General features: G+C 35.5%; 19 protein-coding genes and 1 pseudogene. 9 read left to right on the plus strand and 11 right to left on the minus strand.

Annotated elements, in window-relative coordinates; all coding sequences use genetic code 11:
• Positions 1–153: 153 nt before the first annotated feature.
• The 5 genes from ACR1PN_RS10510 to ACR1PN_RS10530 all read left to right on the plus strand — a co-directional run bounded on the left by ACR1PN_RS10510 (position 154) and on the right by ACR1PN_RS10530 (position 6652).
• Positions 154–606, plus strand: coding sequence for a MarR family winged helix-turn-helix transcriptional regulator (locus tag ACR1PN_RS10510; RefSeq protein ID WP_378171871.1), 453 nt, complete (start codon positions 154–156; stop codon positions 604–606).
• Positions 607–617: 11 nt separating this feature from the next.
• Positions 618–3011 (plus strand): 3-hydroxyacyl-CoA dehydrogenase/enoyl-CoA hydratase family protein, encoded by a 2394-nt coding sequence (locus ACR1PN_RS10515; protein WP_433980008.1) that lies wholly within the window; start codon positions 618–620, stop codon positions 3009–3011.
• Between the two features lie 84 nt (positions 3012–3095).
• Positions 3096–3560, plus strand: coding sequence for an IS200/IS605 family transposase (gene tnpA, locus ACR1PN_RS10520; RefSeq protein ID WP_378171875.1), 465 nt, complete (start codon positions 3096–3098; stop codon positions 3558–3560).
• 105 nt (positions 3561–3665) lie between these two features.
• Complete coding sequence (locus ACR1PN_RS10525; RefSeq protein WP_433980009.1) at positions 3666–4844, plus strand: acetyl-CoA C-acyltransferase; 1179 nt, start codon at positions 3666–3668, stop codon at positions 4842–4844.
• Between the two features lie 20 nt (positions 4845–4864).
• On the plus strand, positions 4865–6652 hold the full coding sequence (locus tag ACR1PN_RS10530) for an acyl-CoA dehydrogenase family protein (RefSeq protein WP_433980010.1): 1788 nt from the start codon (positions 4865–4867) through the stop codon (positions 6650–6652).
• Between the two features lie 52 nt (positions 6653–6704).
• Here ACR1PN_RS10530 and ACR1PN_RS10535 read toward each other — a convergent pair.
• Together ACR1PN_RS10535 and ACR1PN_RS10540 are read right to left on the minus strand one after the other, a co-directional pair.
• Positions 6705–7064 (minus strand): annotated as a pseudogene (locus tag ACR1PN_RS10535) (DUF805 domain-containing protein); the annotation flags it as partial.
• Between the two features lie 167 nt (positions 7065–7231).
• Positions 7232–7600 carry a helix-turn-helix domain-containing protein gene (locus tag ACR1PN_RS10540; RefSeq protein ID WP_378171885.1) on the minus strand — a complete coding sequence of 123 codons (369 nt, stop codon included), beginning with the start codon at positions 7598–7600 and terminating at the stop codon, positions 7232–7234.
• Positions 7601–7688: 88 nt separating this feature from the next.
• Here ACR1PN_RS10540 and ACR1PN_RS10545 point away from each other — a divergent pair, with 88 nt between their 5' ends.
• Positions 7689–8030 carry a hypothetical protein gene (locus ACR1PN_RS10545; protein ID WP_378171888.1) on the plus strand — a complete coding sequence of 114 codons (342 nt, stop codon included), beginning with the start codon at positions 7689–7691 and terminating at the stop codon, positions 8028–8030.
• Between the two features lie 92 nt (positions 8031–8122).
• Complete coding sequence (locus ACR1PN_RS10550) at positions 8123–8569, plus strand: phosphohydrolase (RefSeq protein WP_378171890.1); 447 nt, start codon at positions 8123–8125, stop codon at positions 8567–8569.
• 3 nt (positions 8570–8572) lie between these two features.
• On the opposite strand, the gene ACR1PN_RS10555 is transcribed toward ACR1PN_RS10550, so the two are convergent.
• Together ACR1PN_RS10555 and ACR1PN_RS10560 are read right to left on the minus strand one after the other, a co-directional pair.
• Positions 8573–9289 (minus strand): DUF2490 domain-containing protein, encoded by a 717-nt coding sequence (locus ACR1PN_RS10555; protein WP_433980011.1) that lies wholly within the window; start codon positions 9287–9289, stop codon positions 8573–8575.
• A gap of 51 nt (positions 9290–9340) precedes the next feature.
• Positions 9341–11152 carry a TonB-dependent receptor plug domain-containing protein gene (locus ACR1PN_RS10560; RefSeq protein WP_433980012.1) on the minus strand — a complete coding sequence of 604 codons (1812 nt, stop codon included), beginning with the start codon at positions 11150–11152 and terminating at the stop codon, positions 9341–9343.
• A 328-nt stretch (positions 11153–11480) separates the two neighbouring features.
• Between ACR1PN_RS10560 and uvrA the strand changes: the two genes are divergently transcribed.
• Positions 11481–14273 (plus strand): excinuclease ABC subunit UvrA, encoded by a 2793-nt coding sequence (gene uvrA, locus ACR1PN_RS10565; RefSeq protein WP_433980013.1) that lies wholly within the window; start codon positions 11481–11483, stop codon positions 14271–14273.
• 134 nt (positions 14274–14407) lie between these two features.
• On the opposite strand, the gene ACR1PN_RS10570 is transcribed toward uvrA, so the two are convergent.
• The 5 genes from ACR1PN_RS10570 to ACR1PN_RS10590 form a co-directional block, all read right to left on the minus strand.
• Positions 14408–15043, minus strand: coding sequence for an NAD(P)-dependent oxidoreductase (locus ACR1PN_RS10570; RefSeq protein WP_433980014.1), 636 nt, complete (start codon positions 15041–15043; stop codon positions 14408–14410).
• Between the two features lie 435 nt (positions 15044–15478).
• Positions 15479–15970 carry a hypothetical protein gene (locus tag ACR1PN_RS10575; RefSeq protein ID WP_433980015.1) on the minus strand — a complete coding sequence of 164 codons (492 nt, stop codon included), beginning with the start codon at positions 15968–15970 and terminating at the stop codon, positions 15479–15481.
• Positions 15971–16028: 58 nt separating this feature from the next.
• Positions 16029–16529: an endonuclease V gene (locus ACR1PN_RS10580; RefSeq protein ID WP_433980016.1), complete on the minus strand. Its 501-nt coding sequence runs from the start codon at positions 16527–16529 to the stop codon at positions 16029–16031.
• Positions 16530–16532: 3 nt separating this feature from the next.
• Entirely contained in the window at positions 16533–16901 is a 369-nt protein-coding gene (locus ACR1PN_RS10585; protein WP_433980017.1) for a glyoxalase, read from the minus strand.
• A 7-nt stretch (positions 16902–16908) separates the two neighbouring features.
• Positions 16909–17946, minus strand: a complete 1038-nt coding sequence (locus tag ACR1PN_RS10590; protein ID WP_433980018.1) for a M28 family metallopeptidase — start codon at positions 17944–17946, stop codon at positions 16909–16911.
• A gap of 82 nt (positions 17947–18028) precedes the next feature.
• Between ACR1PN_RS10590 and ACR1PN_RS10595 the strand changes: the two genes are divergently transcribed.
• Positions 18029–19168, plus strand: coding sequence for an aminotransferase class I/II-fold pyridoxal phosphate-dependent enzyme (locus ACR1PN_RS10595; RefSeq protein WP_433980019.1), 1140 nt, complete (start codon positions 18029–18031; stop codon positions 19166–19168).
• Positions 19169–19221: 53 nt separating this feature from the next.
• Here ACR1PN_RS10595 and ACR1PN_RS10600 read toward each other — a convergent pair whose 3' ends face one another.
• Positions 19222–21954 (minus strand): sodium-translocating pyrophosphatase, encoded by a 2733-nt coding sequence (locus ACR1PN_RS10600; protein ID WP_433980020.1) that lies wholly within the window; start codon positions 21952–21954, stop codon positions 19222–19224.
• Between the two features lie 170 nt (positions 21955–22124).
• Positions 22125–22736 (minus strand): inorganic pyrophosphatase, encoded by a 612-nt coding sequence (locus tag ACR1PN_RS10605; protein ID WP_034676440.1) that lies wholly within the window; start codon positions 22734–22736, stop codon positions 22125–22127.
• Between the last annotated feature and the right edge of the window lie 5 nt (positions 22737–22741).

Consider the following 22741-nt stretch of genomic DNA (forward strand, 5'->3'; position numbering starts at 1 on the left):
ATTTAAATATTTCACATACTATGCATGCATAGTATTATGCTTGTCATATAATTTAATAACCTTATTTTCAGTGATTTAACAAATTTTAACTCAAATAAATACTATGCATGCATAATATTTACTAAATTTGGAATAGACCAACACAGAAAAAGTATGGATCAAAATAATAAAGAAAAAATAGAGAACATAGACCTTATACTTAAGCAAACCTGGATTTCTGTACAAAAAATGTATTCTGATCTGGCTCAGGAATATGATTCTACTGCTGTACAAGCCCTTACACTTCTAAAAATCGACCCAAAAGAAGGAACAAGAAGTACCAATTTGGGACCGAAAATGGCTATCGAACCAACATCGTTAACCAGAATCATCAAACTTTTAGAGGATAATGGCTATATCTATAAAGAAAAAACCACGACTGACAAACGTGAAGTGATTATTAAACTTACAGATAAAGGATTGAATTCCAGAAATATGTCTAAAGAAGTGGTAGTGAACTTTAATAAAAAAGTCATGGAAAAAATTACTCCTGAAAAACTTGAAATTTTTAAGGAGGTCATGTCAGAGATAATGAGGATTTCAAGTGATCTTAACAACAGAAAATAAAATATAAAAATATGCAAAGAAGAATCAAACACGTTACAGTTCTTGGTTCAGGAATTATGGGAAGTGGTATTGCGGCGCACTTTGCCAACATTGGTGTAGAAGTTTCGCTCTTGGATATCGTTCCTTTTGAACTGACTGAAGCAGAACAGAAAAAAGGTTTGACCAAAGATGATAAAGCGGTAAGGAATAGAATCGCTTCTGAAAACTTTGAAAAACTTAAAAAGGCAAGTCCGGCTCTACTCTATTCACCCAAATTTGCGGATAGAATAAAGATTGGAAATTTTGATGATGATTTACCAAAAATAAAAAATACAGACTGGATTATTGAAGTGGTTGTAGAAAGACTTGACATCAAAAAATCCGTTTACGAAAAAATCGAACAGTTCAGAAAACCGGGAACATTGATTTCTTCCAATACATCAGGAATTCCTATTCATCTTTTGACGGAAGGAAGAAGTGATGATTTTAAACACTATTTTGCAGGAACACACTTCTTTAATCCTGTAAGATACCTTCCTCTTTTAGAGATTATCCCAACCAACGATACGCTTCCGGAAGTTATAGACTTCTACATGAATTACGGAGCAAAATTCTTAGGAAAAACAACCGTTTTGGCAAAAGATACTCCTGCATTTATTGCCAACAGGATAGGAGTATTTTCAATGATGGACTTGCTTCACAATGTTCAGAAATTAGGTTTAACGGTTTCTGAGGTTGATAAATTGACAGGTCCTGTTATCGGTCGCCCGAAATCTGCCACATTCAGAACTGCTGATGTTGTTGGTCTGGATACTTTGGTGATGGTGGCAAACGGAGTTCGTCAAAGCGGTGCCGAAGCGAATGATTTCAATGATGTTTTTGCCCTTCCTGATTACATCCAGAAGATGGTTGATAATAAATGGTTAGGTTCAAAAACGGAGCAAGGTTTCTACAAAAAAGTGAAAAATGCGGAAGGAAAATCTGAAATTCACGGGCTGAATCTTGATACGTTAGAATACGAACTTCAAGGAAAATCTTCTTTCCCAACTTTAGAATTAACTAAAAATATTGACAAACCAATTGACAGATTTAAAGTATTGATTGGCGGAAAAGATAAGGCCGGAGAATTGTACAGAAAATCTTTGGGAGCATTATTCGCTTATGTTTCGCATAAAGTTCCGGAGATTTCTGATGAAGTTTACAAAATCGACGATGCCATGAGAGCCGGTTTCGGTTGGGAAAACGGACCATTTGAAATTTGGGATGCTGTTGGAGTTCAAAAAGGTATTGAATTGGCAACAGAAGCAGGTTATCAGGTTTCAGACTGGGTAAAAAATGTAGAGACTTTCTATAAAGTTAATGAGGAAGGACAAAGCATTTATGTTGACAAAAATTCAGGAGAATACAATACAATTCCGGGACAGGATGCTTTCATTATTTTAGATAATATCAGAAAAAATAAAACGCTTTGGAGCAATTCAGGGGCTGCGATTGAAGATCTAGGCGACGGAATCATCAACTTTGAGATCCGTTCTAAAATGAACTCTTTAGGAGGTGAAGTTTTAGATGGATTAAACAGAGCCATTGATTTAGCTGAAAAAGAATATGATGGATTAGTTATCGGAAATCAAGGAACAAATTTCTCTGTCGGAGCGAATTTAGCGATGATTTTAATGATGGCGATCGAACAGGATTGGGATGATTTAAATATGGCAATTGCTTATTTCCAAAAATCAATGATGAGAGTTCGCTACTCTTCTATTCCTGTTGTTGTTGCTCCTCACGGAATGACGCTTGGTGGTGGTTGCGAAATGACCATGCACGCCGACAGAGTTGTCGCAGCAGCAGAAACTTACATCGGATTGGTTGAAACCGGAGTTGGTGTAATTCCAGGCGGTGGTGGAACGAAAGAATTGACGTTAAGAACGTCAAGAGAATTCCATAATGATGATGTGAAAAATAACAGACTTCGTGATGCGTTCATGAATATCGCCATGGGTAAAGTGGCAACTTCAGCTTACGAAGCTTACGATATGGGAATTCTTGAAAAAGGGAAAGATATTGTTGCAGTTGACAAAAGAACGCAGATCAAAACAGCAAAAATGCTGGCAAGAAGTTTAGCAGAACATGGTTATACTCAACCTATCGAACAGAAAGTAAAAGTTTTAGGTAAAGATGCATTGGGAATGTTCTATGTTGGAACCGACCAAATGTTAACCGGAAACTATATTTCTGAACATGATAAGAAAATTGCAGACAAATTAGCCAATGTAATGGTTGGAGGAAATCTTTCTGAACCAACCGTTGTTACTGAACAATATTTATTGAATCTTGAAAGAGAAACTTTCTTACAGCTTTGTGGGGAGAGAAAAACATTGGAGAGAATTCAGTACATGTTACAGAATGGTAAACCGTTGAGAAATTAATGGCGAGCTCCGTTGGACCGAACTGTTAATAGCAGAATAATTTTAGAAAACATCGAGCCTCGTAGAGGCGACCTGTTAATTTTTATGGCAAACACATACACACAAATTTATATTCAAATTGTTTTCGCTGTCAAAGGAAGACAAAATCTGATTTCAAAAGAAAACAGAGAAGAATTACATAAATTTATTACAGGTATCATTTCTCATAGAAATCAAAAATTATTCGCAGTTTTTGCAATGCCGGATCATGTTCATATTCTTGTAAGTATGAGTCCAACAGTTTCAATTTCAGATTTAGTAAGAGATATTAAAGCAGGTTCATCAAAATTTATCAATGATAAAAAATGGACAAATGGACAATTTAATTGGCAGGAAGGATATGGAGCATTTTCTTATTCTAAAAGCAGTGTTGATTCTGTTGTTAAATATATTTTAAATCAAGAAGAGCATCATAAAAAGAAAACATTCAGAGAAGAATATTTAGATTTTATGGAAAAATTTGAAATTGAATATGATCCGAAATATTTATTTGACTGGGTTGAAGATTAACAGGTCGCTCCTACGGAGCTCCACGTAACATTGCAAAACAAAAAAGCTATGAACAGTTTACCTCTACGAGGCAAAACTCTCAAAACAATTTAATTAATAAAAAAAATGAAAACAGCATATATAGTAAAGGGTTTCAGAACTGCCGTTGGAAAAGCTCCAAAAGGAAGTTTAAGATTTACAAGACCCGATGTAATGGCGGCAACCGTAATTGAAAAATTAATGGCTGAACTTCCGCAATTGGATAAAAATAGAATCGATGACCTTATCGTAGGAAACGCAATGCCGGAAGCCGAACAAGGCTTAAATGTAGCACGTTTGATTTCCCTGATGGGTTTAAATACAGATAAAGTTCCCGGAGTTACGGTAAACAGATACTGTGCATCAGGAAGTGAGGCGATTGCGATCGCTTCTGCAAAAATTCAGGCAGGAATGGCGGACTGTATTATTGCAGGAGGTACGGAATCCATGTCTTACATTCCGATGGGTGGTTACAAACCAGTTCCTGAAACGGATATTGCCAAAACAAACCCTGATTACTATTGGGGAATGGGTTATACTGCAGAAGAAGTGGCAAAACAATATAAAATTACAAGAGAAGAACAGGATCAGTTTGCTTTTGAATCTCACATGAAAGCTTTAAAAGCAAATCAGGAAGGCAGATTTGCAAATCAGATCGTTCCGATTCCTGTTGAATATAACTTTCTGGATGAAAATCAGAAAATGCAGACGAAAAAGTTTGATTTCTCTGTTGATGAAGGCCCAAGAGCAGATACTTCTTTGGAAGGTCTGGCTAAATTAAGACCAGTTTTCGCGAATGGAGGAAGTGTTACTGCCGGAAATTCATCGCAAATGAGTGATGGCGCAGCTTTCGTCATGGTAATGAGCGAAGAGATGGTGAAGGAATTGGGACTGCAGCCTGAAGCAAGATTAGTTGCTTATGCTGCTGCTGGATTGGAGCCAAGAATCATGGGGATGGGACCGATTTATGCGATTCCAAAAGCATTGAAACAGGCTGGTTTAGAACTAAAAGATATTGAGCTAATAGAATTAAATGAAGCCTTTGCCTCTCAATCGGTTGCTATTAAAAAAGAATTAGGTTTAAACCCGGATATTCTAAATGTAAACGGAGGTGCAATCGCTTTGGGGCACCCGCTTGGATGTACCGGAACAAAATTAACCGTTCAGCTTCTTGACGAAATGAGAAAACGCGGAAATAAATACGGAATGGTTTCTATGTGCGTTGGGACAGGACAGGGAGCGGCTTCAATTTTTGAATTACTATAACAAAAAAAATACAAAATATAATGACTACACTTAATAAAACACTGAAAGGAGGTGAGTTTTTAATAAAAGAAATTCAGGCTAATGACATCTTCTCTTTGGAAGAACTTTCTGAAGAGCAAAAAATGCTTCGCGATTCTGCGAAAGAATTTATAGACAGAGAGGTGGTACCTCAAAAAGAGCGTTTCGAGAAAAAAGATTATGCATTTACGGAAGAAACAATGCGCAAACTTGGAGAAATGGGGCTTTTAGGCATTGCCGTTCCTGAAAATTACGGAGGTCTTGGAATGGGATTCGTGACAACGATGTTAGCTTGCGACTATATTTCCGGTGTTACAGGATCATTGGCAACAGCTTACGGGGCGCATACAGGAATCGGTACTTTGCCGATCGTTCTTTACGGAACAGAAGCTCAAAAACAAAAATATCTTCCGGACCTGGCAACAGGAACAAAATTCGGAGCCTATTGCTTGACTGAACCGGATGCAGGTTCTGATGCGAACTCTGGAAAAACAAGAGCAAAACTTTCCGAAGACGGAAAACATTACATTATCAACGGACAGAAAATGTGGATTTCCAATGCTGGATTTGCAGATACATTCACTTTATTTGCAAAAATTGATGATGATAAAAACATTACTGGTTTTGTAATCAACCGTTCGGAACTGGAAAATCCTGGAAGTTTGACTTTTGGTGAGGAAGAACACAAATTGGGTATTCGTGCTTCTTCTACCCGCCAGGTTTTCTTCAACGATATGAAAATCCCTGTTGAAAACCTTTTAGGAGAAAGAAATAACGGATTTAAAATCGCTTTAAATGCATTGAACGTTGGTCGTATCAAATTGGCAGCGGCTTGTCTGGATGCTCAGAGAAGAATTTTAAACCATTCTATTCAATATTCAAACGAGAGAAAACAGTTTGGGGTTTCTATCTCGACTTTCGGAGCGATCAGAAAGAAAATTGCTGAAATGGCGACCGGAGTTTTCGTAAGTGAGGCTGGTTCTTACAGGGCTGCAAAAAATATTGAAGACAAAATCGAAGAACTGGTTGCAGGAGGACTTGATCATCAGGCAGCAGAATTAAAAGGTGTTGAAGAATTCGCAGTAGAATGTTCAATTCTTAAAGTTTTCGTTTCAGATTTGGCTCAACATACAGCTGATGAAGGAATTCAGGTATACGGAGGAATGGGATTCTCTGAGGATACGCCAATGGAAGCGGCTTGGAGAGATTCAAGGATTTCAAGAATTTATGAAGGAACTAACGAAATCAACAGATTATTAGCAGTTGGAATGTTGATCAAGAGAGCGATGAAGGGAGAATTAGACCTATTATCTCCGGCAATGGCGATCAGCAAAGAACTGATGGGAATTCCGTCATTTGATGTTCCTGATTATTCTGCATTCATGAGCGAAGAAAAAGCGATTATTGCCAATCTTAAGAAAGTATTCTTAATGGTTTCAGGAGCTGCTCTTCAAAAATATATGATGGATATTGAGAAACAGCAACATCTATTGTTGAATGCTTCTGAAATTCTGAACCAAATCTATATGGCAGAATCTGCCGTATTGAGAGCAGAAAAACACTTCTCTGCAGATTCTGTGGAAGCTGCAATCGCGCAATTAAATCTTTATAAAGCTGTTGAGAAAATCATCGTAGCGGCAAAAGAAGGAATTGTCTCTTTTGCTGAAGGTGACGAACAGAGAATGATGCTTTCAGGATTGAGACGATTTACAAAATATACCAATCATCCGAATGTAGTGGCGTTGACAGAGAAAGTGGCGGCTCATTATATTGACAAAGGAAGCTATTAATAACTTCCTTTTGTATATTAAAAATCCCAGAATCTATTTCTGGGATTTTTTGTTAAATATCTTTTTGTCCTATTTCATTGATTTCGTTGAAATTTTCTTTAGGATTTACACCATATTCATTGGTTCCAGGAGTTCCCTCTGTTGCCATTAAGATAATTAGCCAAATACCTCCAATAATAGGAATTAATGAAATTAAAATAAACCATCCACTTTTACCTACATCGTGCAATCTCCTTACTGCAACGGCTAGACCAGGAAGAAAAACAGCTAATGAATAAATCAGATAGATAAATCCATAAGGCACTTGAGAGTTAAATTTTAATCCCAAAATATTGTCAAGAAAAGCTGCTGCAATTAAGAAAATTATGTTGAACAATAAATACATCCAATATTCTGTTCTCCTTGCTCTGCCGTTAAAGTCTGCCTACTGTTTTAGTACTTTTAAATACCATTTCATAGTTTAATTTTTTTTAATGTTAATTCCAAAAGTAATGATTTTTTTATAAAATTCAATACGAAGATTTGAAACAATTTCTATTAATCTAAATAATATCACATGAATAAAAAATTATTTAATAATCATTTTATATTGTTTTTTCTGAAGTTTCCCGGTGTTTCACCAGTCCAATTTTTAAAAAACTTAGAGAAATTTGAAGGGTCGTAAGTGAATCTTCTCGCAACTTCAGCAATTGATATTTCATTTTCTAAAAGCATTTTCTTGGCTTTTTCAATAATTTTAGAGTCGTAAAAATGGCAAGGATGATTTCCTAATTCTTTTTGTATGGTAAATGTTAGATGTTGATGAGAAACAGCAAGTTCAGAAGCAATTTCATTAAGTTCAAAAAAACTAAGAACTTCTCCGGAAACCACATTTTCAATATGTTGATCTAAAAATTCAAGATATTTTTGAGAAATTTCTCTTCCGCGTGTAATATTTTCCTCATTCATGTTGTTATATTTTATGTAAAAGTATACATTTTCAACAGATAGAAATTTATTTTTAACCTAATTATTATAAATTTAAAGCTTACATATTATGAAATTATATCGTGTTTTAGAGATAACAAACAGTATGAAGTTGTACAGCGGTACGCTTTTCTTTTTTTCGGTGGCGCTTTCAGCTCAGACATCCCTTAGAAAACCACTGAATGCAGATTCTATAAAATTTCCCAAAATAGAAAAATCAGCTGTTATATTACCAACGCCAACGGATAGTAAAATAGACAGTACTATTGCCAAATTATACAGAATGCCTGTTGCAAAGCCAAAAAATCCTGAACTTTACTTAAGCTTAAAAGCACCAAAAATAGATACAGCCTTATACAAAACACCTAACTTGTTAAATGTTGCAAAACGTCCTAAACTTGCAGCGAAATAACGATCGTTAAAGTAAAATTGTTGATAAATTTAATTCAAAATCATTGAGTTTATCTCAGACGTTTTATATTTTTGTATTCTATTTTTCAAAGAATGACAAAAGAAGAATTGCTAAATAAAGCCATCAAAATAGCAGATAAAGCACACAAAGGGCAAAAAGATAAATATCATGCGCCTTATATTGCTCACGTCATGCGTGTAATGGAATATGGTAAAACGCTGGACGAAAAAATTGTCGGAGTTTTACATGATGTTGTGGAAGATCATCCTGAAGAGTTTAGTTTTGAATACTTACGATCCGAAGGTTTTCCTGAATATATTCTTTTTGCAGTAAGCTGCCTTACAAAATTTGATCCTGAAGAAAATTATGATGATTTTGTTAAAAGAACAGAAAGATCACCTCTTGCCGTAGCTGTAAAACTTAATGATCTTCGTGATAATATGGATCTGAGAAGGGTAAATCGGGAATTAACGCAAAAGGATATTCACCGTTTCAATAAGTATCTGAAAGCGTATCGATATTTATCGGAAAAATATTAGGAATTAATCGGCACCCGGGAAATGATAGGTTTTATTATTATTGTCGGTGTCGTCAATATTGATATTTAAAGCAAGATATACGAAGTGAACATTTTTGTTGCCTTTTGCTTCAAATTCTCTCTGCCAAAGATAACCTCCCAAAATTCCGAAATTTTCATCAATTTGGTATCCGAAACCACCATAAACTCTGTTTCTCGCAAATGCAGGTTTCATTGGAGTAACAACAAAAATTTCGTCATAAACATTTGCAAATAAAGTACCGGGCGCAATTTTTTTGGCATTTAAAGGAACTGAAACATTCAAACGGTAACGGTAACGCATTCTCTCAGAGCTTTTATCAGTTTGAGGTTCGTAAAACCAAGACTTTTCAGCACGGAATCTGTTTTCGAACTTTACAATTCCTTTTTTGAAATCAATTACATCCTGTAGCCATACACGGAATTCTTCTTTATTGATTGCATGATCTTTATAAGTTGCATAACGCCCTAAACCGATAAATGGCTTATGATTTTTGGTGAGATTATAGCCTAAACCTCCTTTTATTTCATAATAATCGGGGTAAGTATATTCTTCGATTCCCCTTGACTGACCTTCCGCATACAGGAAAAATTTTGGATGAAACTTGTAAGTAATGGTCAGTGCATTGAATGAGGAAATATGTTCCTGCGCTTTGAAAATACTTACGCTTAAAAGTAAACTAAGACTTAAAAAAAGTTTCATCCAAAAAATTTTTGCAAATGTATATTATTTAAAGATTGGGTAATATTAAGTTTACTTAATATTAATGTTGTAAGAAAAACCAATGTGGAACCACCTTTGTGGCATTGGTACTCCAAATGTTTCCGAATAGTCAGAGTCCGTCACATTATTGATTAAAACATAAACCGAAAAGTCTTTTTTGTTAAAGCTTAATTTTTCATCCAGCAAATTATAGCTTCCCAAATTCATTCTGTCGTTATATCTGTAAACCAGTTCGTTCGTGAAATACTTCAGAAATTTAGTCTGAAGTTTAGCTACAAATTGGTGCTTCAGATTATCAAGAGCATAACGCGAGTTGAGTTCGTTGATGTCTTTAAGTTTATTATCAAGATACGTGTAACCTACTGTATATTTCATCCAGTCAAAAATCTGATGGCTGATTTCTGTTTCAATACCTTTAATTTCAGTGTCTCCGATATTTCTGGAATACCAAACCGGATCTTGTAAAGACATTTTGGTCCAGTCGATCGAATTATTTGAGTTTCTGTAGAAACCGCTGAACTTTGCTAAGATATTTTTGTTCTGATATTGATATCCAATTTCTGCGTAGACTGCGTTTTCAGGTAAAAGATCAGGATTTCCCTGTTCTGTTTTGCTTACATAATATAAGTCTGTAAATGTTGGAACCCTGTGAACTCTGGAGATATTTCCGTACACTTTATTATTCTGGAAAAATGTGTAACCGATATCTAATCCCGGATAAAAGAAATTTCCGTTGGTAGAATAATTTGCCCAGGAAGCTCCCGGACTGATGTTTAATTTCTTATCAAAGAATGAAAAATGATGCTCAAAGAAAAACTGAGTAACAAAACGCTCTCTGTCGCCTAAGTTATTACTAGCCAAAAATTCTTTTCTCAATTCTACTCCTAAACCTGTAGTTCCTAAACTTGATGTATAGCTGGAATTTACCTCTCCACCCACATTGTTTCCAATATGCATATTTCTGTAGATCTCGGGTTTTTCTCTGTTAAACAGATACATATCCTGCCCTCTTCTCCAGTACACATTCGAATTAAGTTTAAATTTTCCAAATGTCTGCTGATGAGCAAGACTTATGATCGAAGACTGTAACTCTTCATATTGTTCAGTTGCTAATGGTGAAGAATAAAATCCGTTTGCCCCGAATTTTTTCTCAGAAAAACCTGCCTGCAATCTGATATCTCCATTTTTTATTTTTAACTGATTCTGGTAATATACATTTCTGATCTCAAAATCGGTATTATGTCTGTAACCCTGTGATGAATTGGAATTTGCCTGCAGCAATTGCGAAAACTTTTCGCTTCCGATATTTGCGCTCAGTCCGAAACCGTATGTTTCATAATCTCCTGCATTTGCACTGATTTTCACATTCTTTCCGATCTGGGTTTTGGTGATAATATTAATTGCTCCTGCATACGCATTCTGCCCGAATCTTCTTGCTGCAGGACCTTTTATAACCTCTATTCTTTCAACGTTATCCAGATCAATAGGAACGTTTAAAGAATTGTGACCTGTTTGCGAATCATTCATTCTCACCCCGTTAATCAGGATCAAAACCTGTTCAAAAGAACTTCCTCTGAAACCTACATCACTCTGCACTCCGTTTGCTCCTCTCCTTCTGATGTCCATTCCCGGAATTTGCTGTAAGATCTCATCAATACTTGCAGCCGGAGAATTCAGAATATCTTCTCTCGTAATCACAGAAATATTCTGATTGGCATTTTTATAAGTCGTAGCGATAAATTTTCCCTGAATCTCTACAGAGTCAATATCCGTAGTTTTTACCTGTGCATTTGCCGAGCAAAGTGCAGCAAGGAAAATTACAGTTCCGAGTTTCTTATTCATATTTACTTTAGTTTTATTTGAAGTTTCCAAAATTAGGAGACTTTACCAAAATCAAAAAATGATACATATCATAAAAAAAAGATGCACCGGAAAATGCATCTTGATCAGTTTGGGAACTATTTTATTATCTTTTTCTCATTAAATGTGCAATAAAATGGTTGAAAAGCTTTCTCATTTTTATCACATATTTGAACTGCAATTTTACATGAAATTTTCTAATAAAGCAAGTGGTGAATATTTTTCTGTTTAATTTTTGATTGCTGTGGTAGATGATTTTAAACAAAGAATTCCGTCAAAAATTCGTATTTTTGTTAGTCTTAAATTTACTATGGCTTCAATAACAGATATAGATATAAAGAAACAGGTATTCGTTAAAAACGCACACCTTAATAACCTGAAACACATTGATGTTTTAATCCCTAAAAATAAGCTGATCGTTATTACTGGCGTTTCCGGAAGTGGAAAATCTTCTTTGGCTTTTGATACGATTTATGCTGAAGGACAGAGAAGATATGTGGAAAGTCTGAGCTCTTATGCACGTCAGTTTTTAGGAAAGTTAGAAAAACCGAAAGTTGATGACATTAAAGGCCTTGCTCCTTCTATTGCTATTCAGCAGAAAGTAATTTCTTCAAATCCACGCTCTACGGTCGGAACTTCCACTGAAATTTACGATTACATGAAACTTCTTTTCGCAAGAATCGGGAAAACATATTCTCCGGTTTCAGGTGAGGAAGTAAAAAAAGATTCGGTAACCGATGTGGTAGACTATATTAAAAATTCTAAAAAAGAAGTTCCTTTTTTATTAACGGCTCCTTTGGATTTTAATATTGAAAATTTTACGGATACTTTAAATGTCTTAAAACTGGCAGGTTTCACGAGATTAGAAATCAACGGTAATGTTGCCGGGATTGAGGATCTGGAAAGTTTCGGTTTCACTCCTGAAAAAGACATGGAAATCAATCTTGTCATCGACCGTTTTTCTTACGAAGAAGATGAAAGCTTCCTTCAGCGTCTGGCAGATTCTATTCAGATGGCGTTTTATGAAGGTCGTGGTTATTGTTCATTAAAGAATACTGAAACAGGAACTGTGAAAGAGTTTTCCAATAAATTTGAGCTCGACGGAATAGAATTTCTTGAACCGAACGTTCATTTTTTCAGCTTTAATAATCCTTTTGGCGCTTGTCCGACCTGTGAAGGTTATGGGAAAGTGATCGGAATTGATGAAGACTTGGTTATTCCAAATAAAGCCTTGTCGATTTTTGAAGATGCCGTTGCTTCCTGGAAAGGAGAAAGCATGAGCGAATGGAAAAAAGATTTCATCAAAAAAGCAAAAGACTTCCCTATCCATAAACCTTATCATCAGCTGACCAAAGAACAGAAAAATTATCTCTGGAAAGGCGACGGAAAAGACAGCTTTCCTTCTCTGAATAATTTCTTCAAAATGCTTGAAGAAAATTTATACAAGATTCAGTATCGTGTGATGCTTTCCCGTTACAGAGGAAAAACACTTTGTCCGACTTGTGAAGGTCTGCGTCTTCGTGAAGAAACAAGCTGGGTAAAAATCGACGGAAATAATATTCAGTCGATGATTGAGCTTCCTTTGGATGAGCTTTTACCATTAATGCAAGGTTTGAAACTTTCGGAACATGATAAAGAAGTTGCAAAAAGGTTGCTGTACGAAATTACGACCCGTTTAGAATTTTTATTAAAGGTTGGTTTAGGTTATCTTACTTTAAACCGAACATCCAATACACTTTCCGGAGGTGAAAGTCAGAGAATTAATTTGGCCACAAGTTTGGGAAGTTCTTTGGTGGGCTCTATTTATATTTTAGATGAACCATCGATTGGTCTGCATTCAAGAGATACCGAAAATTTAATTGAAGTTTTAAAAAATCTTCGTGATATCGGAAATACGGTAATCGTTGTAGAACACGATGAAGATGTAATGAGAGCAGCAGATTACATCATCGATATTGGTCCTGAAGCCGGATATTTGGGTGGAGAATTGGTTTTTGCAGGTGATTTTAAAGAATTAAAAAATGCAGATACGCTGACTTCAAAATACTTGACAGGAAAATTAGAAATAAAAGTTCCTGAAAAACGAAGAAAAGCAAAAGAATTTATTCACATAAAAGGAGCAAGATCAAATAATCTTAAGAATATTGATGTTGATGTTCCATTGGAAAGTTTGGTAGTTATTTCTGGAGTTTCCGGAAGTGGTAAATCTACTTTGATGAAGGAAATCCTTACCAATGATATTCAGATTCAGCTGGGAATGGGTGGAAAAAAAGGAGATTATGATTCTGTGGAATTTCCAAAGAAACTGATTAAGCATATTGAACTTATAGACCAGAATCCTATCGGAAAATCTTCACGTTCCAATCCTGTAACGTATCTGAAAGCGTATGACGACATTCGTGATTTGTTTTCTAAGCAGAAAAGCGCAAAAATGTTAGGCTACAAACCAAAACATTTTTCTTTTAACGTTGATGGTGGTAGATGTGATGAATGTAAAGGTGAAGGTGTGATCAATGTTTCAATGCAGTTTATGGCAGATATTGAATTGGAATGTGAAACCTGTAAAGGAACCCGTTTTAAGAATGAAGTTCTCGAGATAAAATTTGATGAGAAAAATATTTCGGATATTCTTCATATGACAGTGGATGAAGCCTTGGAGTTTTTCAGGGAAAATAAGGAGGATAAAATTGTTACCAAACTCACTCCGCTTCAGGATGTTGGTTTGGGATATTTACAGCTTGGGCAAAGCTCTTCTACGCTTTCGGGAGGTGAAGCGCAACGTGTGAAACTGGCTTCTTTCCTGGTAAAAGGTGTTACGACTGATAAAACGTTATTTGTTTTTGACGAACCTTCTACCGGATTGCATTTCCATGATATTCAAAAATTATTAAAATCATTGCAGGCTCTGATTGATCTTGGACATTCTGTGATCGTTATCGAGCATCAACCCGATATTATGAAATGTGCCGATCATATTATCGACATTGGTCCGGAAGCAGGAAAACACGGCGGAGAAGTAGTTTTTTCGGGAACGCCTGAAGAACTGACGAAGAATAAGAAATCACATACAGCAAAATACATTAAGGAAAAGCTGGAGAATTAAAATAAAAAGAGAGTCACAATGACTCTCTTTTTTTTTGTTTAAACACCAATTACACGAATATTTTCATTAATTTTCACAATCTGATATTTTGAATTATTAGTGTTATTCCTTAATAAAATTAGTGCAATTTGTGCTTAAACATTATACAAAAACAGACTCTTTTTAATAAAAGTTTCGTCATCAATTTGAGAAACCAGAAATTTTCCTAAATCTGTCGCTGAAATATTCTCGCCTTTACAATCTTGCAGACTCGTTTCTGTTTTAAAACTTTCATCAGTTAAATTGATTAAAGGAAGTCTCACCAAAGTCCAGTCCAGATTGCTTTCGGCAAGAATTTCGTATTCTCTTTGCTTGTCTGTGGTGGTTTCAGGATAGTTTTGATACATCCAGTCGGTAGCCATTTTTATTTTTTCATTTTTATGGTCCAAAGAAGTATTTACGCTTAAGCCCGTTGTTACTACATATCTTTTGATTTGATAATATTCCATTGCTTTAATAATATTATTTGTAGCATCACTGAATATAGATTTCTCTTCTTTTGGCTGCCCCAAAGTGCTTACAACAACATTGCAGCCTTCTAATAATTTTGTAATTGAGTGATAATCTCGTGCATCTCCTTTTATAATTTCAATTAAAGGATTCTGAAGCTCAGAATTTTCGGGACTTCTTAATAGAAGCTTTATAGAATAGTTGTTTTCCAGTAATTTCTGAACAAGATATCTGCCGGATTTTCCTGTTCCGCCGATAACGGCAATAGTATGTGTGCTCATTTTACTAAATATTTTTAATGATAAGTATAGCTGTAGACTTTTAGCTAGCTTAAATTTTTAAATAATGATTTTCAGACTCAGAGGAATTGAGTCTTAAAGTTTCAGGTAAATTCTAAAGAAACCTGAATAATGGGTAATATTAAAATGAGATTTTCATACTTTAAAGGTATTAATTAATCAAATATAGTGGGTTATATTCTTGAAAAATTACAACTTATTTATCCACAAAAAAATGTGGATAACTTGTGAATTTTAACATTTAATTCATTGCTTATCAAAAATATATTCCTACATTTACTATGTAATAAAAATGAAATGAATCTTTTTCTTGCCTTTTTCGATTACGAAATCGCAATTAAGTTTGAAATAAAAATTTAAGCACAGCATCGTCGGCTGTGCTTTTTTGTTGTTGTCTAATTAAAAAATGAGATGTATTTATCTACTGAATCCGCTCCTAAAGGGCGGGTTCTTTTTTTTAGATTTTGAAAAAGGTTTTTCCGTAGAAGTGAGGATGTTGTTGATGATATTTTGATCCCGGTAAATCCATACATTAATATATTTTAGCTCCGGTGCATTTTCGAGATCTGCATCAAAAACAATTAACTCGACAGGATCACTATTTTTTGTGTAATCTTTAATATAAGCAGAATTGAATTTCAGATGCATGATTTTACCATTTTTGTTTACTTCTTCACATTTTCTTTCATAGTCATCATAAAGTATCCTTTCCAGTCTCTTGTCTAAGGTAAAATTGGTAAACTGTGAATAATCTTTGTTACTGCATTTTCTGTAGTAGTCTCTGATGAAATTTTCACTTAAATTTATTCTGTCCTGATCAATTTTAGAGTTGCTGATTTTGGTGTAATGTTTTTGTGAGCTGAGCTGAAGAGAAGAGATAATCGCGAGCGCAAGAATAATTTTTTTCATTTCAAAAGTATTTTGTTTTTCAAAGGTAAAAAATCCCGGATTACTTGATTAATTTTCATTATTTCTTGTTAGCTGGTCGAGTTTTTTGAGTAATGTTTGGTATTCGGTAAGAACCAGTCATATTTTCCACAGCGATTTTAATCTCATCAACATCAATGCCTTGTGACGTGATGAATAACGGCGTTTTACTTTCACCACGAAAAACCTCCCGCCTCTTCTTATCTTCTGCTGCAAAGCCGTTTTTTGCAATTCCGACAACAGGAATTTTATTGTTTAGCGAATGATAAAGATGGCCACCTAAGCCAATTTTCCCTGAATTATCAAGGGTGACATATCCGTCGACAATAATTATATCGTTTTCAGTAAGATCAATCTTTTTAAGCAGACTCAGAATACAAGGAAGCTCACGTTTATAGAAAGCACCACTTTCATAATCAGAAGTTATTGCCATATTTTCTGAATAAATTGCATCTTCTTTCTCAGAATCCCAATTTCTAAATGCAATGCAGACAGTTTTGGCGAAATTCTCGTAATAGTACGTATCGAATGCGTAAATCATTTATTATTTATTAAAAAACTCACCGAAATGCCACAAAATTCCGGCAGGATCAATAAGGAAACATTCTTTACCCCAATTCATTGTTCTGATAGGAACTAATTTGATAGAATCATACTTTTCATTCAATTTTAAGCTTACAAGTTCGTCCCAAAAGAGATCAGTATTTTCAACTTCAAGAAAAATCATTGTATTTTCTATCCATTCTTTTGCGTAATAATCCTGGAGATAAAAGGCAAATTCTCCTTTTTTAAATACAGAAAGCTTAGGTTCCAGAATGTTTTCCTCGAACCCTAAATCTTTATAAAATGCCCTGCTTTCTGCAAAGTCTTTCGAACCAATAAACGGCCTGATGGATTTTATTTTTTGATTCATATTTTATTTATTTTTTATCAACCACAATTCTTGAGTCCCGATTTGCCAATTCCCATGCTGTAGTGAAGATCAGTTGAGTTCTCTTCTGGAGTAAATTAAAGTCGATTTTCTCAACATCATCAGTTGGCTGATGATAATCTTCGTGAATTCCGTCAAAATAGAAAGCAACCGGAATTCCGTGTTTTGCAAAATTGTAATGATCTGAACGGTAGTATAATCTATCGGGATCATTTGGGTCATCGTATTTATAGTTAAGCTCTAAATTATGAGTTTTTTTATTAGCAGCTTCATTAATTATTTTTAATTCTGAACTTAGCATTTCAGAACCGATCACATAAACATAATTTTTCCCTCTGTTTGCTGCATCATCTCTTCCGATCATATCAATATTTAAATCAGCAATGGTATTTGATAAAGGAAAAACCGGATTTTCAGAATAATACGATGACCCAAAAAGCCCGTGTTCTTCGCCAGTAACATGTAAAAACAAAACAGACCGTTTCGGACCTTTTCCTTTCTTTTTCGCCGACTGAAAAGCTTTGGCGATCTGCATCACTGCGACCGTTCCGCTTCCGTCATCATCTGCACCGTTGTAAACCACTCCGTTTTTTGTACCAACATGATCATAATGAGCAGATACAACAATGATTTCTTCAGGCTTTTCGCTTCCTTCAATAAATGCAAGAATATTTTCTGAATCAGGGAGATTTCCGCCGCCTCTTTTTTTCATAAATGATGATGGAACTTTCTGGTAATATGAGCCTAATTTTTTCGGAAAAGTGATGCCTAAATCTTTATAAAATTGTACAATATATTCTCCTGCTTTTTTCTGGCCGGGACTTCCCGTGTCTCTTCCTTCCATTTCATCTGATGCAATAATGTATAAATTATTCTTTAAATCATTAAGCTTAATTTGCTGATATGCTTTATTAAATGTTCTTTCATTTTTAGCATCACTTGAATCTGAATTATTGCCCGATATATTTGCTGTATTACAAGCTGTGAGTATTATAACCGAAAAGATCGGAAAGGATATCTTTTTCATGAACTGAATAATTTTTCTAAAAATAACAAAAATATTCCAACCTTAATTTGAAAACAAATTTTTAATATATTTGGTAAAGACTATGCAAAAAAACTACGGGTTTAATGATTATACGTTTTTCACAGAAATGTCGGAGCTTGCTTCGAGATACAAAAGCTATGACCTATCATTAGGGCTTCCTGATTTTGAAATTGACCCTCGTCTTAGGTATTATTTAAAAGAATCCGCAGATATGATCAGTCACAGTTATGAATCGCTTGCCGGAAATTCTTTGCTGATCGATCAAATTGTGAAATTTAATGCAAAAAGAAAAAACAGCTTATACCTGAAGAGAGAAGAAGTAAATATTGTTCCCTGCTCTACATTTGGCTTATATACATCCTTAAAGTCAATTTTAAATAATGGTGAGGAAGTCATTGTTATTCAGCCATCTTATTATACTTATGCACCATCAATTGTACTCAACGGCGGAGTTCCCGTTTATTATGATCTTGATTTTGATTTTAAAATAAATTGGGAAAAATTGCAGAACTGCATAACGAGTAAAACCAGAGCGATCATCGTTAATTCTCCTCAAAACCCAACCGGTAAAATGTGGAGCAAAGAAGACTGGAATAAATTATATGATTTGATAAAAGACCAGGAAATTTATCTTATTTCTGAAGAAATTTACGACATTTACTGTTACGATAACAACGAACATTACAGTTCATTTTTACATCCTGAACTCAAAAAGAGAACATTCTGTATCTTTTCTTTTGGTAAGATGTTTCATTCTACCGGCTGGAAGGTGAGCTATATTTTAGCCGATGAAAACTTACTTCAAAATTTCAGAATTCACCAGCAATATATTTCATACAGCTCAAATTCTCCCTGCCAATACGCAATTGCAAAATATCTGGAAGTTTTTGATCCTTTGGAAAACCGAAATATCATGCAGCAGAAACGGAATGTTTTTAACGAGCTGATCAGTTACACTCCGCTGAAAATTGAAGATAAGTCTCAGGGCGGATTTTTTCAGATTGTGAATTTCAGGGAAATCAATAAGACAATGACGGACGTAGAATTTTCAAAGTGGCTGACTGTAGAAAAGAAAGTTTCTTGCTTGCCGCTTTCCGCATTTTATCATTCTAAAAAGGATTCAGATTACATTCGCTTCAGCTTTGTAAAAAAAGATGAAGTGATTATTCAGGCTATGGAACATTTAAGAAAAACCTTATAAACAAAAAACACTGCATTTCGCAGTGTTTTTTATGTGCTTCATAGAAATTTAATTTACAGTGCCAAAACCCGGATGTCTATTCTGCGGTTTACCGCCTGACATTCTTCGGTGTCATTTTCCGGGCAAATCGGATGTTGCGAACCGTACCCTTCTGCTTCTACCCTGTCACCGGCAATTCCTTTTTCAAGCAATTTTAATTTGGCGGTTTGTGCTCTTAAATTTGAAAGCTTAAGATTGCTTTCTTCACTTCCTGTGTTGTCTGTGTAACCCCCTAATTTTATTTTTAAATTAGGGTAAGCATTCAATAATTCTGCAAGATTGGAAAGCTGAGTTTCCGAACCTGGTTTTAAGTCACTGGAACCTGTCTCAAAATACAGGTTTTCAATGGTGTACCATTTATCAGGATTTAAAGCTTCCTTATTTTTATTTTTAATATCATCATACAAAAAGTACAACTGGCTTTGATTACCTAAAGAAATTTTCTTACCACCATTTAGTTGTACTTCTTGTATATCTCCGGTGTTATAAACAAAATCTCCGCTCTCATTAAGCTGGCCTGTTATTTCTAAAGGCTCAATAACAGCATTATTTTGAGTGGTGTGATTTTCAGTATGAATTTCACCTTTACCAACTAAACTCTCAATTTTTGCCTTTCTGTTGGCTTCGATCTTATCTTCATGTAAAACTGCTAAAGTCGGAGCAATAACTAATGAAACAATCGACATTAATTTGATTAAAATATTCATTGAAGGTCCTGAAGTATCTTTAAACGGATCTCCAACCGTATCTCCCGTTACAGAAGCCTTATGAGGCTCAGAGCCTTTGTAATAAGTCTGTCCGTTGATATCAACTCCTTTTTCAAAAGATTTTTTTGCATTGTCCCATGCTCCGCCTGCATTATTCTGGAAAATTCCCATTAAAACTCCGGCAACAGTTGCGCCTGCTAAAAATCCTCCCAAAACTTCAGGCCCAAAAATAAACCCGATTAATAAGGGTGAAATAATAGCAATTGCTCCGGGAAGCATCATTTTTTTTATAGATGCGTCAGTAGAAATCGCAACACATTTCTGATATTCAGGTTCTCCTTTTCCTTCCAGAATTCCCGGGATTTCTCTGAACTGTCTTCTTACTTCTTCAACCATTGCCATTGCGGCCTGTCCAACCGCTGTAATGGCCAGTGAAGAAAAAATAAACGGAATCATTCCACCGACAAATAATCCGGCCAAAACATCGGCTCTGTAAATATCAATTCCGTCAATTCCTGCAATACCTACAAAAGCGGCAAATAATGCTAAAGCTGTTAATGCTGCAGAAGCGATGGCAAAACCTTTTCCAGTTGCTGCTGTTGTATTTCCGACCGCATCAAGAATATCTGTTTTTTCACGAACTTCTTTTGGCAGCTCACTCATCTCGGCAATTCCTCCCGCATTATCGGCAATAGGACCGAAAGCGTCTATGGCTAACTGCATTGCCGTTGTTGCCATCATTCCTGCAGCAGCAATTGCAACTCCATACAATCCGGCACATAAATAGGAACCGTAAATTCCTCCCGCTAAAACCAAGATTGGTAAAAGTGTAGACTCCATTCCGACGGAAAGTCCACCGATAATATTGGTTGCATGGCCGGTTGAAGACTGTCTTACAATGCTTGAAACAGGTCTTTTTCCCATGGCTGTATAAAATTCGGTGATGATGCTCATCAAAGTTCCGACAACCAATCCGACCATAATGGCTCCGAAAACGCCCATTTTGGTAAATTCAAGACCTCTTAAAACCATTTTCTCAGGTAGAAGGTAAGTTACCAAAAAGTAAGAAGCGATTGCTGTTATAACAATACTTCCCCAGTTTCCTAAGTTTAAAGCATTCTGAACATTCGAAGTGGATGAACCTTCATTATCATTAATTTTCACAAATAAAGTTCCGATCATCGAAAAGATAATTCCTGTTCCTGCAATGAGCATCGGTAAAAGAATCGGAGCAAATCCGCCAAAAGAATCCTGTGAAATTGTTTCTCTTCCCAAAACCATTGTTGCTAAAACCGTTGCCACATAAGAACCAAATAAATCGGCTCCCATTCCTGCAACATCTCCTACATTATCTCCCACATTATCAGCAATTGTTGCAGGGTTTCTAGGATCGTCTTCAGGAATTCCCGCTTCTACTTTCCCCACCAAATCGGCTCCAACATCAGCTGCTTTGGTATAAATTCCACCACCTACTCTTGCAAATAATGCGATAGATTCTGCACCTAAAGAAAAACCTGTAAGAATTTCGATGGCTCTTTCCATTTCATGGGAATCGACTGTTGCTTCCGGGGCAAAAATCTGTTTGATGATTAAATAAAGTGCGCCTAAACCCAAAACGGCTAATCCTGCTACCCCCATTCCCATCACAGAACCTCCGGTAAACGATACTTTTAAAGCTTTTGACAGGGATGTTTTGGCAGCTTCTGCAGTTCTTACATTGGCTTTGGTAGCGATTTTCATTCCTATAAATCCTGCCAAAGCAGAAAATACGGCGCCGATGACAAAGGCAATACCTATGCTCCAATGCGAGTTGGAGTTGGTCATTCCCATTACGGCTAATAAAATGGCTACAATAACGACGAAGTAAGTCAGAATTCTGTACTCGGCCTTCAGAAAGGCCATCGCACCGTCAGCGATATGTCCGCTGATAACTTTCATTTTTTCATTTCCGGCATTTTGTCTGCTCACCCAGTTACTTTGCAGAAAAGTGTAGACGAGGGCAATAACGCCAAAAATTGGCACTAAAACAAATAAGTCCATAGTTTAATATTTTTTTGGTAATAGATTAATAAATATACTTAATAATTTCTATTAAACCATTTAAAAAATTATGACTTATGAAAGTTTTTGTAAATTTTAAAAGAATTTAATAATAAAAAAGCAGATGAATACTCATCTGCCTTGTATAATTTTTTGATTTTTATGAAGAATTATCCTCCGAATTTTTCTGAATAATCTTTTTGTGAAGCAACAATTACTTTTCTTGCATGCTCTGCCCCGTAAACTTCCTGAATTCTGCATTTTGCAGGCTCATCCGGTAAGTTCTTATAAGTGAGGAAGTAGTGCATCAATCTTTTGATTTCAGCTTCAGGCAATTCTGAAATATCTCTGAAGTGGCCGAATGCGTGATCATTAATCATTACTGCAACAATTTTATCATCTGCTTCACCACCATCAATCATTTTGAAACCTCCGATCGGAATAGCTTCCATCAAAAGCCCTCCCGCATGAATGTTGTGTGAACTTAATACACAAATATCCAACGGGTCATGATCTCCCATTGTAACATCGTTTGCTCCACTTTCGATCGCCAGTTTCATCACTTCATTGTGACAGTATGTTCTCGGAACAAAACCGTACAAAGCAGGAATGATGTTTGAGAACTTCTGCGGTCTGTCTACTTTCAGGTAACCGGTTTCTTTATCTATTTCATATTTGATGGTGTCTGAAGGAACTATTTCCACGAATACGTTTACCACGTTTGGCGCATCTTCTCCTGCAGAAATCCCATGCCACGGATGTGCTTTAAAATTTGGAATCATTATTT

The sequence above is a fragment of the Chryseobacterium sp. RLHN22 genome, assembly GCF_051011795.1.
Lineage (GTDB): Bacteria > Bacteroidota > Bacteroidia > Flavobacteriales > Weeksellaceae > Chryseobacterium > Chryseobacterium zhengzhouense.

What these genes read in the sequence shown, in the direction of transcription:
- ACR1PN_RS10590 (WP_433980018.1), bottom strand. Translation starts at nt 17,946, where the DNA reads ATGAAAAAGATATCCTTTCCGATCTTTTCGGTTATAATACTCACAGCT.
- ACR1PN_RS10575 (WP_433980015.1), bottom strand. Translation starts at nt 15,970, where the DNA reads ATGAAAAAAATTATTCTTGCGCTCGCGATTATCTCTTCTCTTCAGCTC.
- ACR1PN_RS10550 (WP_378171890.1), top strand. Translation starts at nt 8,123, where the DNA reads ATGACAAAAGAAGAATTGCTAAATAAAGCCATCAAAATAGCAGATAAA.
- ACR1PN_RS10605 (WP_034676440.1), bottom strand. Translation starts at nt 22,736, where the DNA reads ATGATTCCAAATTTTAAAGCACATCCGTGGCATGGGATTTCTGCAGGA.
- ACR1PN_RS10570 (WP_433980014.1), bottom strand. Translation starts at nt 15,043, where the DNA reads ATGAGCACACATACTATTGCCGTTATCGGCGGAACAGGAAAATCCGGC.
- ACR1PN_RS10510 (WP_378171871.1), top strand. Translation starts at nt 154, where the DNA reads ATGGATCAAAATAATAAAGAAAAAATAGAGAACATAGACCTTATACTT.
- ACR1PN_RS10595 (WP_433980019.1), top strand. Translation starts at nt 18,029, where the DNA reads ATGCAAAAAAACTACGGGTTTAATGATTATACGTTTTTCACAGAAATG.
- ACR1PN_RS10515 (WP_433980008.1), top strand. Translation starts at nt 618, where the DNA reads ATGCAAAGAAGAATCAAACACGTTACAGTTCTTGGTTCAGGAATTATG.
- ACR1PN_RS10560 (WP_433980012.1), bottom strand. Translation starts at nt 11,152, where the DNA reads ATGAATAAGAAACTCGGAACTGTAATTTTCCTTGCTGCACTTTGCTCG.
- tnpA (WP_378171875.1), top strand. Translation starts at nt 3,096, where the DNA reads ATGGCAAACACATACACACAAATTTATATTCAAATTGTTTTCGCTGTC.
- ACR1PN_RS10540 (WP_378171885.1), bottom strand. Translation starts at nt 7,600, where the DNA reads ATGAATGAGGAAAATATTACACGCGGAAGAGAAATTTCTCAAAAATAT.
- ACR1PN_RS10545 (WP_378171888.1), top strand. Translation starts at nt 7,689, where the DNA reads ATGAAATTATATCGTGTTTTAGAGATAACAAACAGTATGAAGTTGTAC.
- ACR1PN_RS10525 (WP_433980009.1), top strand. Translation starts at nt 3,666, where the DNA reads ATGAAAACAGCATATATAGTAAAGGGTTTCAGAACTGCCGTTGGAAAA.
- uvrA (WP_433980013.1), top strand. Translation starts at nt 11,481, where the DNA reads ATGGCTTCAATAACAGATATAGATATAAAGAAACAGGTATTCGTTAAA.
- ACR1PN_RS10600 (WP_433980020.1), bottom strand. Translation starts at nt 21,954, where the DNA reads ATGGACTTATTTGTTTTAGTGCCAATTTTTGGCGTTATTGCCCTCGTC.
- ACR1PN_RS10530 (WP_433980010.1), top strand. Translation starts at nt 4,865, where the DNA reads ATGACTACACTTAATAAAACACTGAAAGGAGGTGAGTTTTTAATAAAA.
- ACR1PN_RS10555 (WP_433980011.1), bottom strand. Translation starts at nt 9,289, where the DNA reads ATGAAACTTTTTTTAAGTCTTAGTTTACTTTTAAGCGTAAGTATTTTC.
- ACR1PN_RS10580 (WP_433980016.1), bottom strand. Translation starts at nt 16,529, where the DNA reads ATGATTTACGCATTCGATACGTACTATTACGAGAATTTCGCCAAAACT.
- ACR1PN_RS10585 (WP_433980017.1), bottom strand. Translation starts at nt 16,901, where the DNA reads ATGAATCAAAAAATAAAATCCATCAGGCCGTTTATTGGTTCGAAAGAC.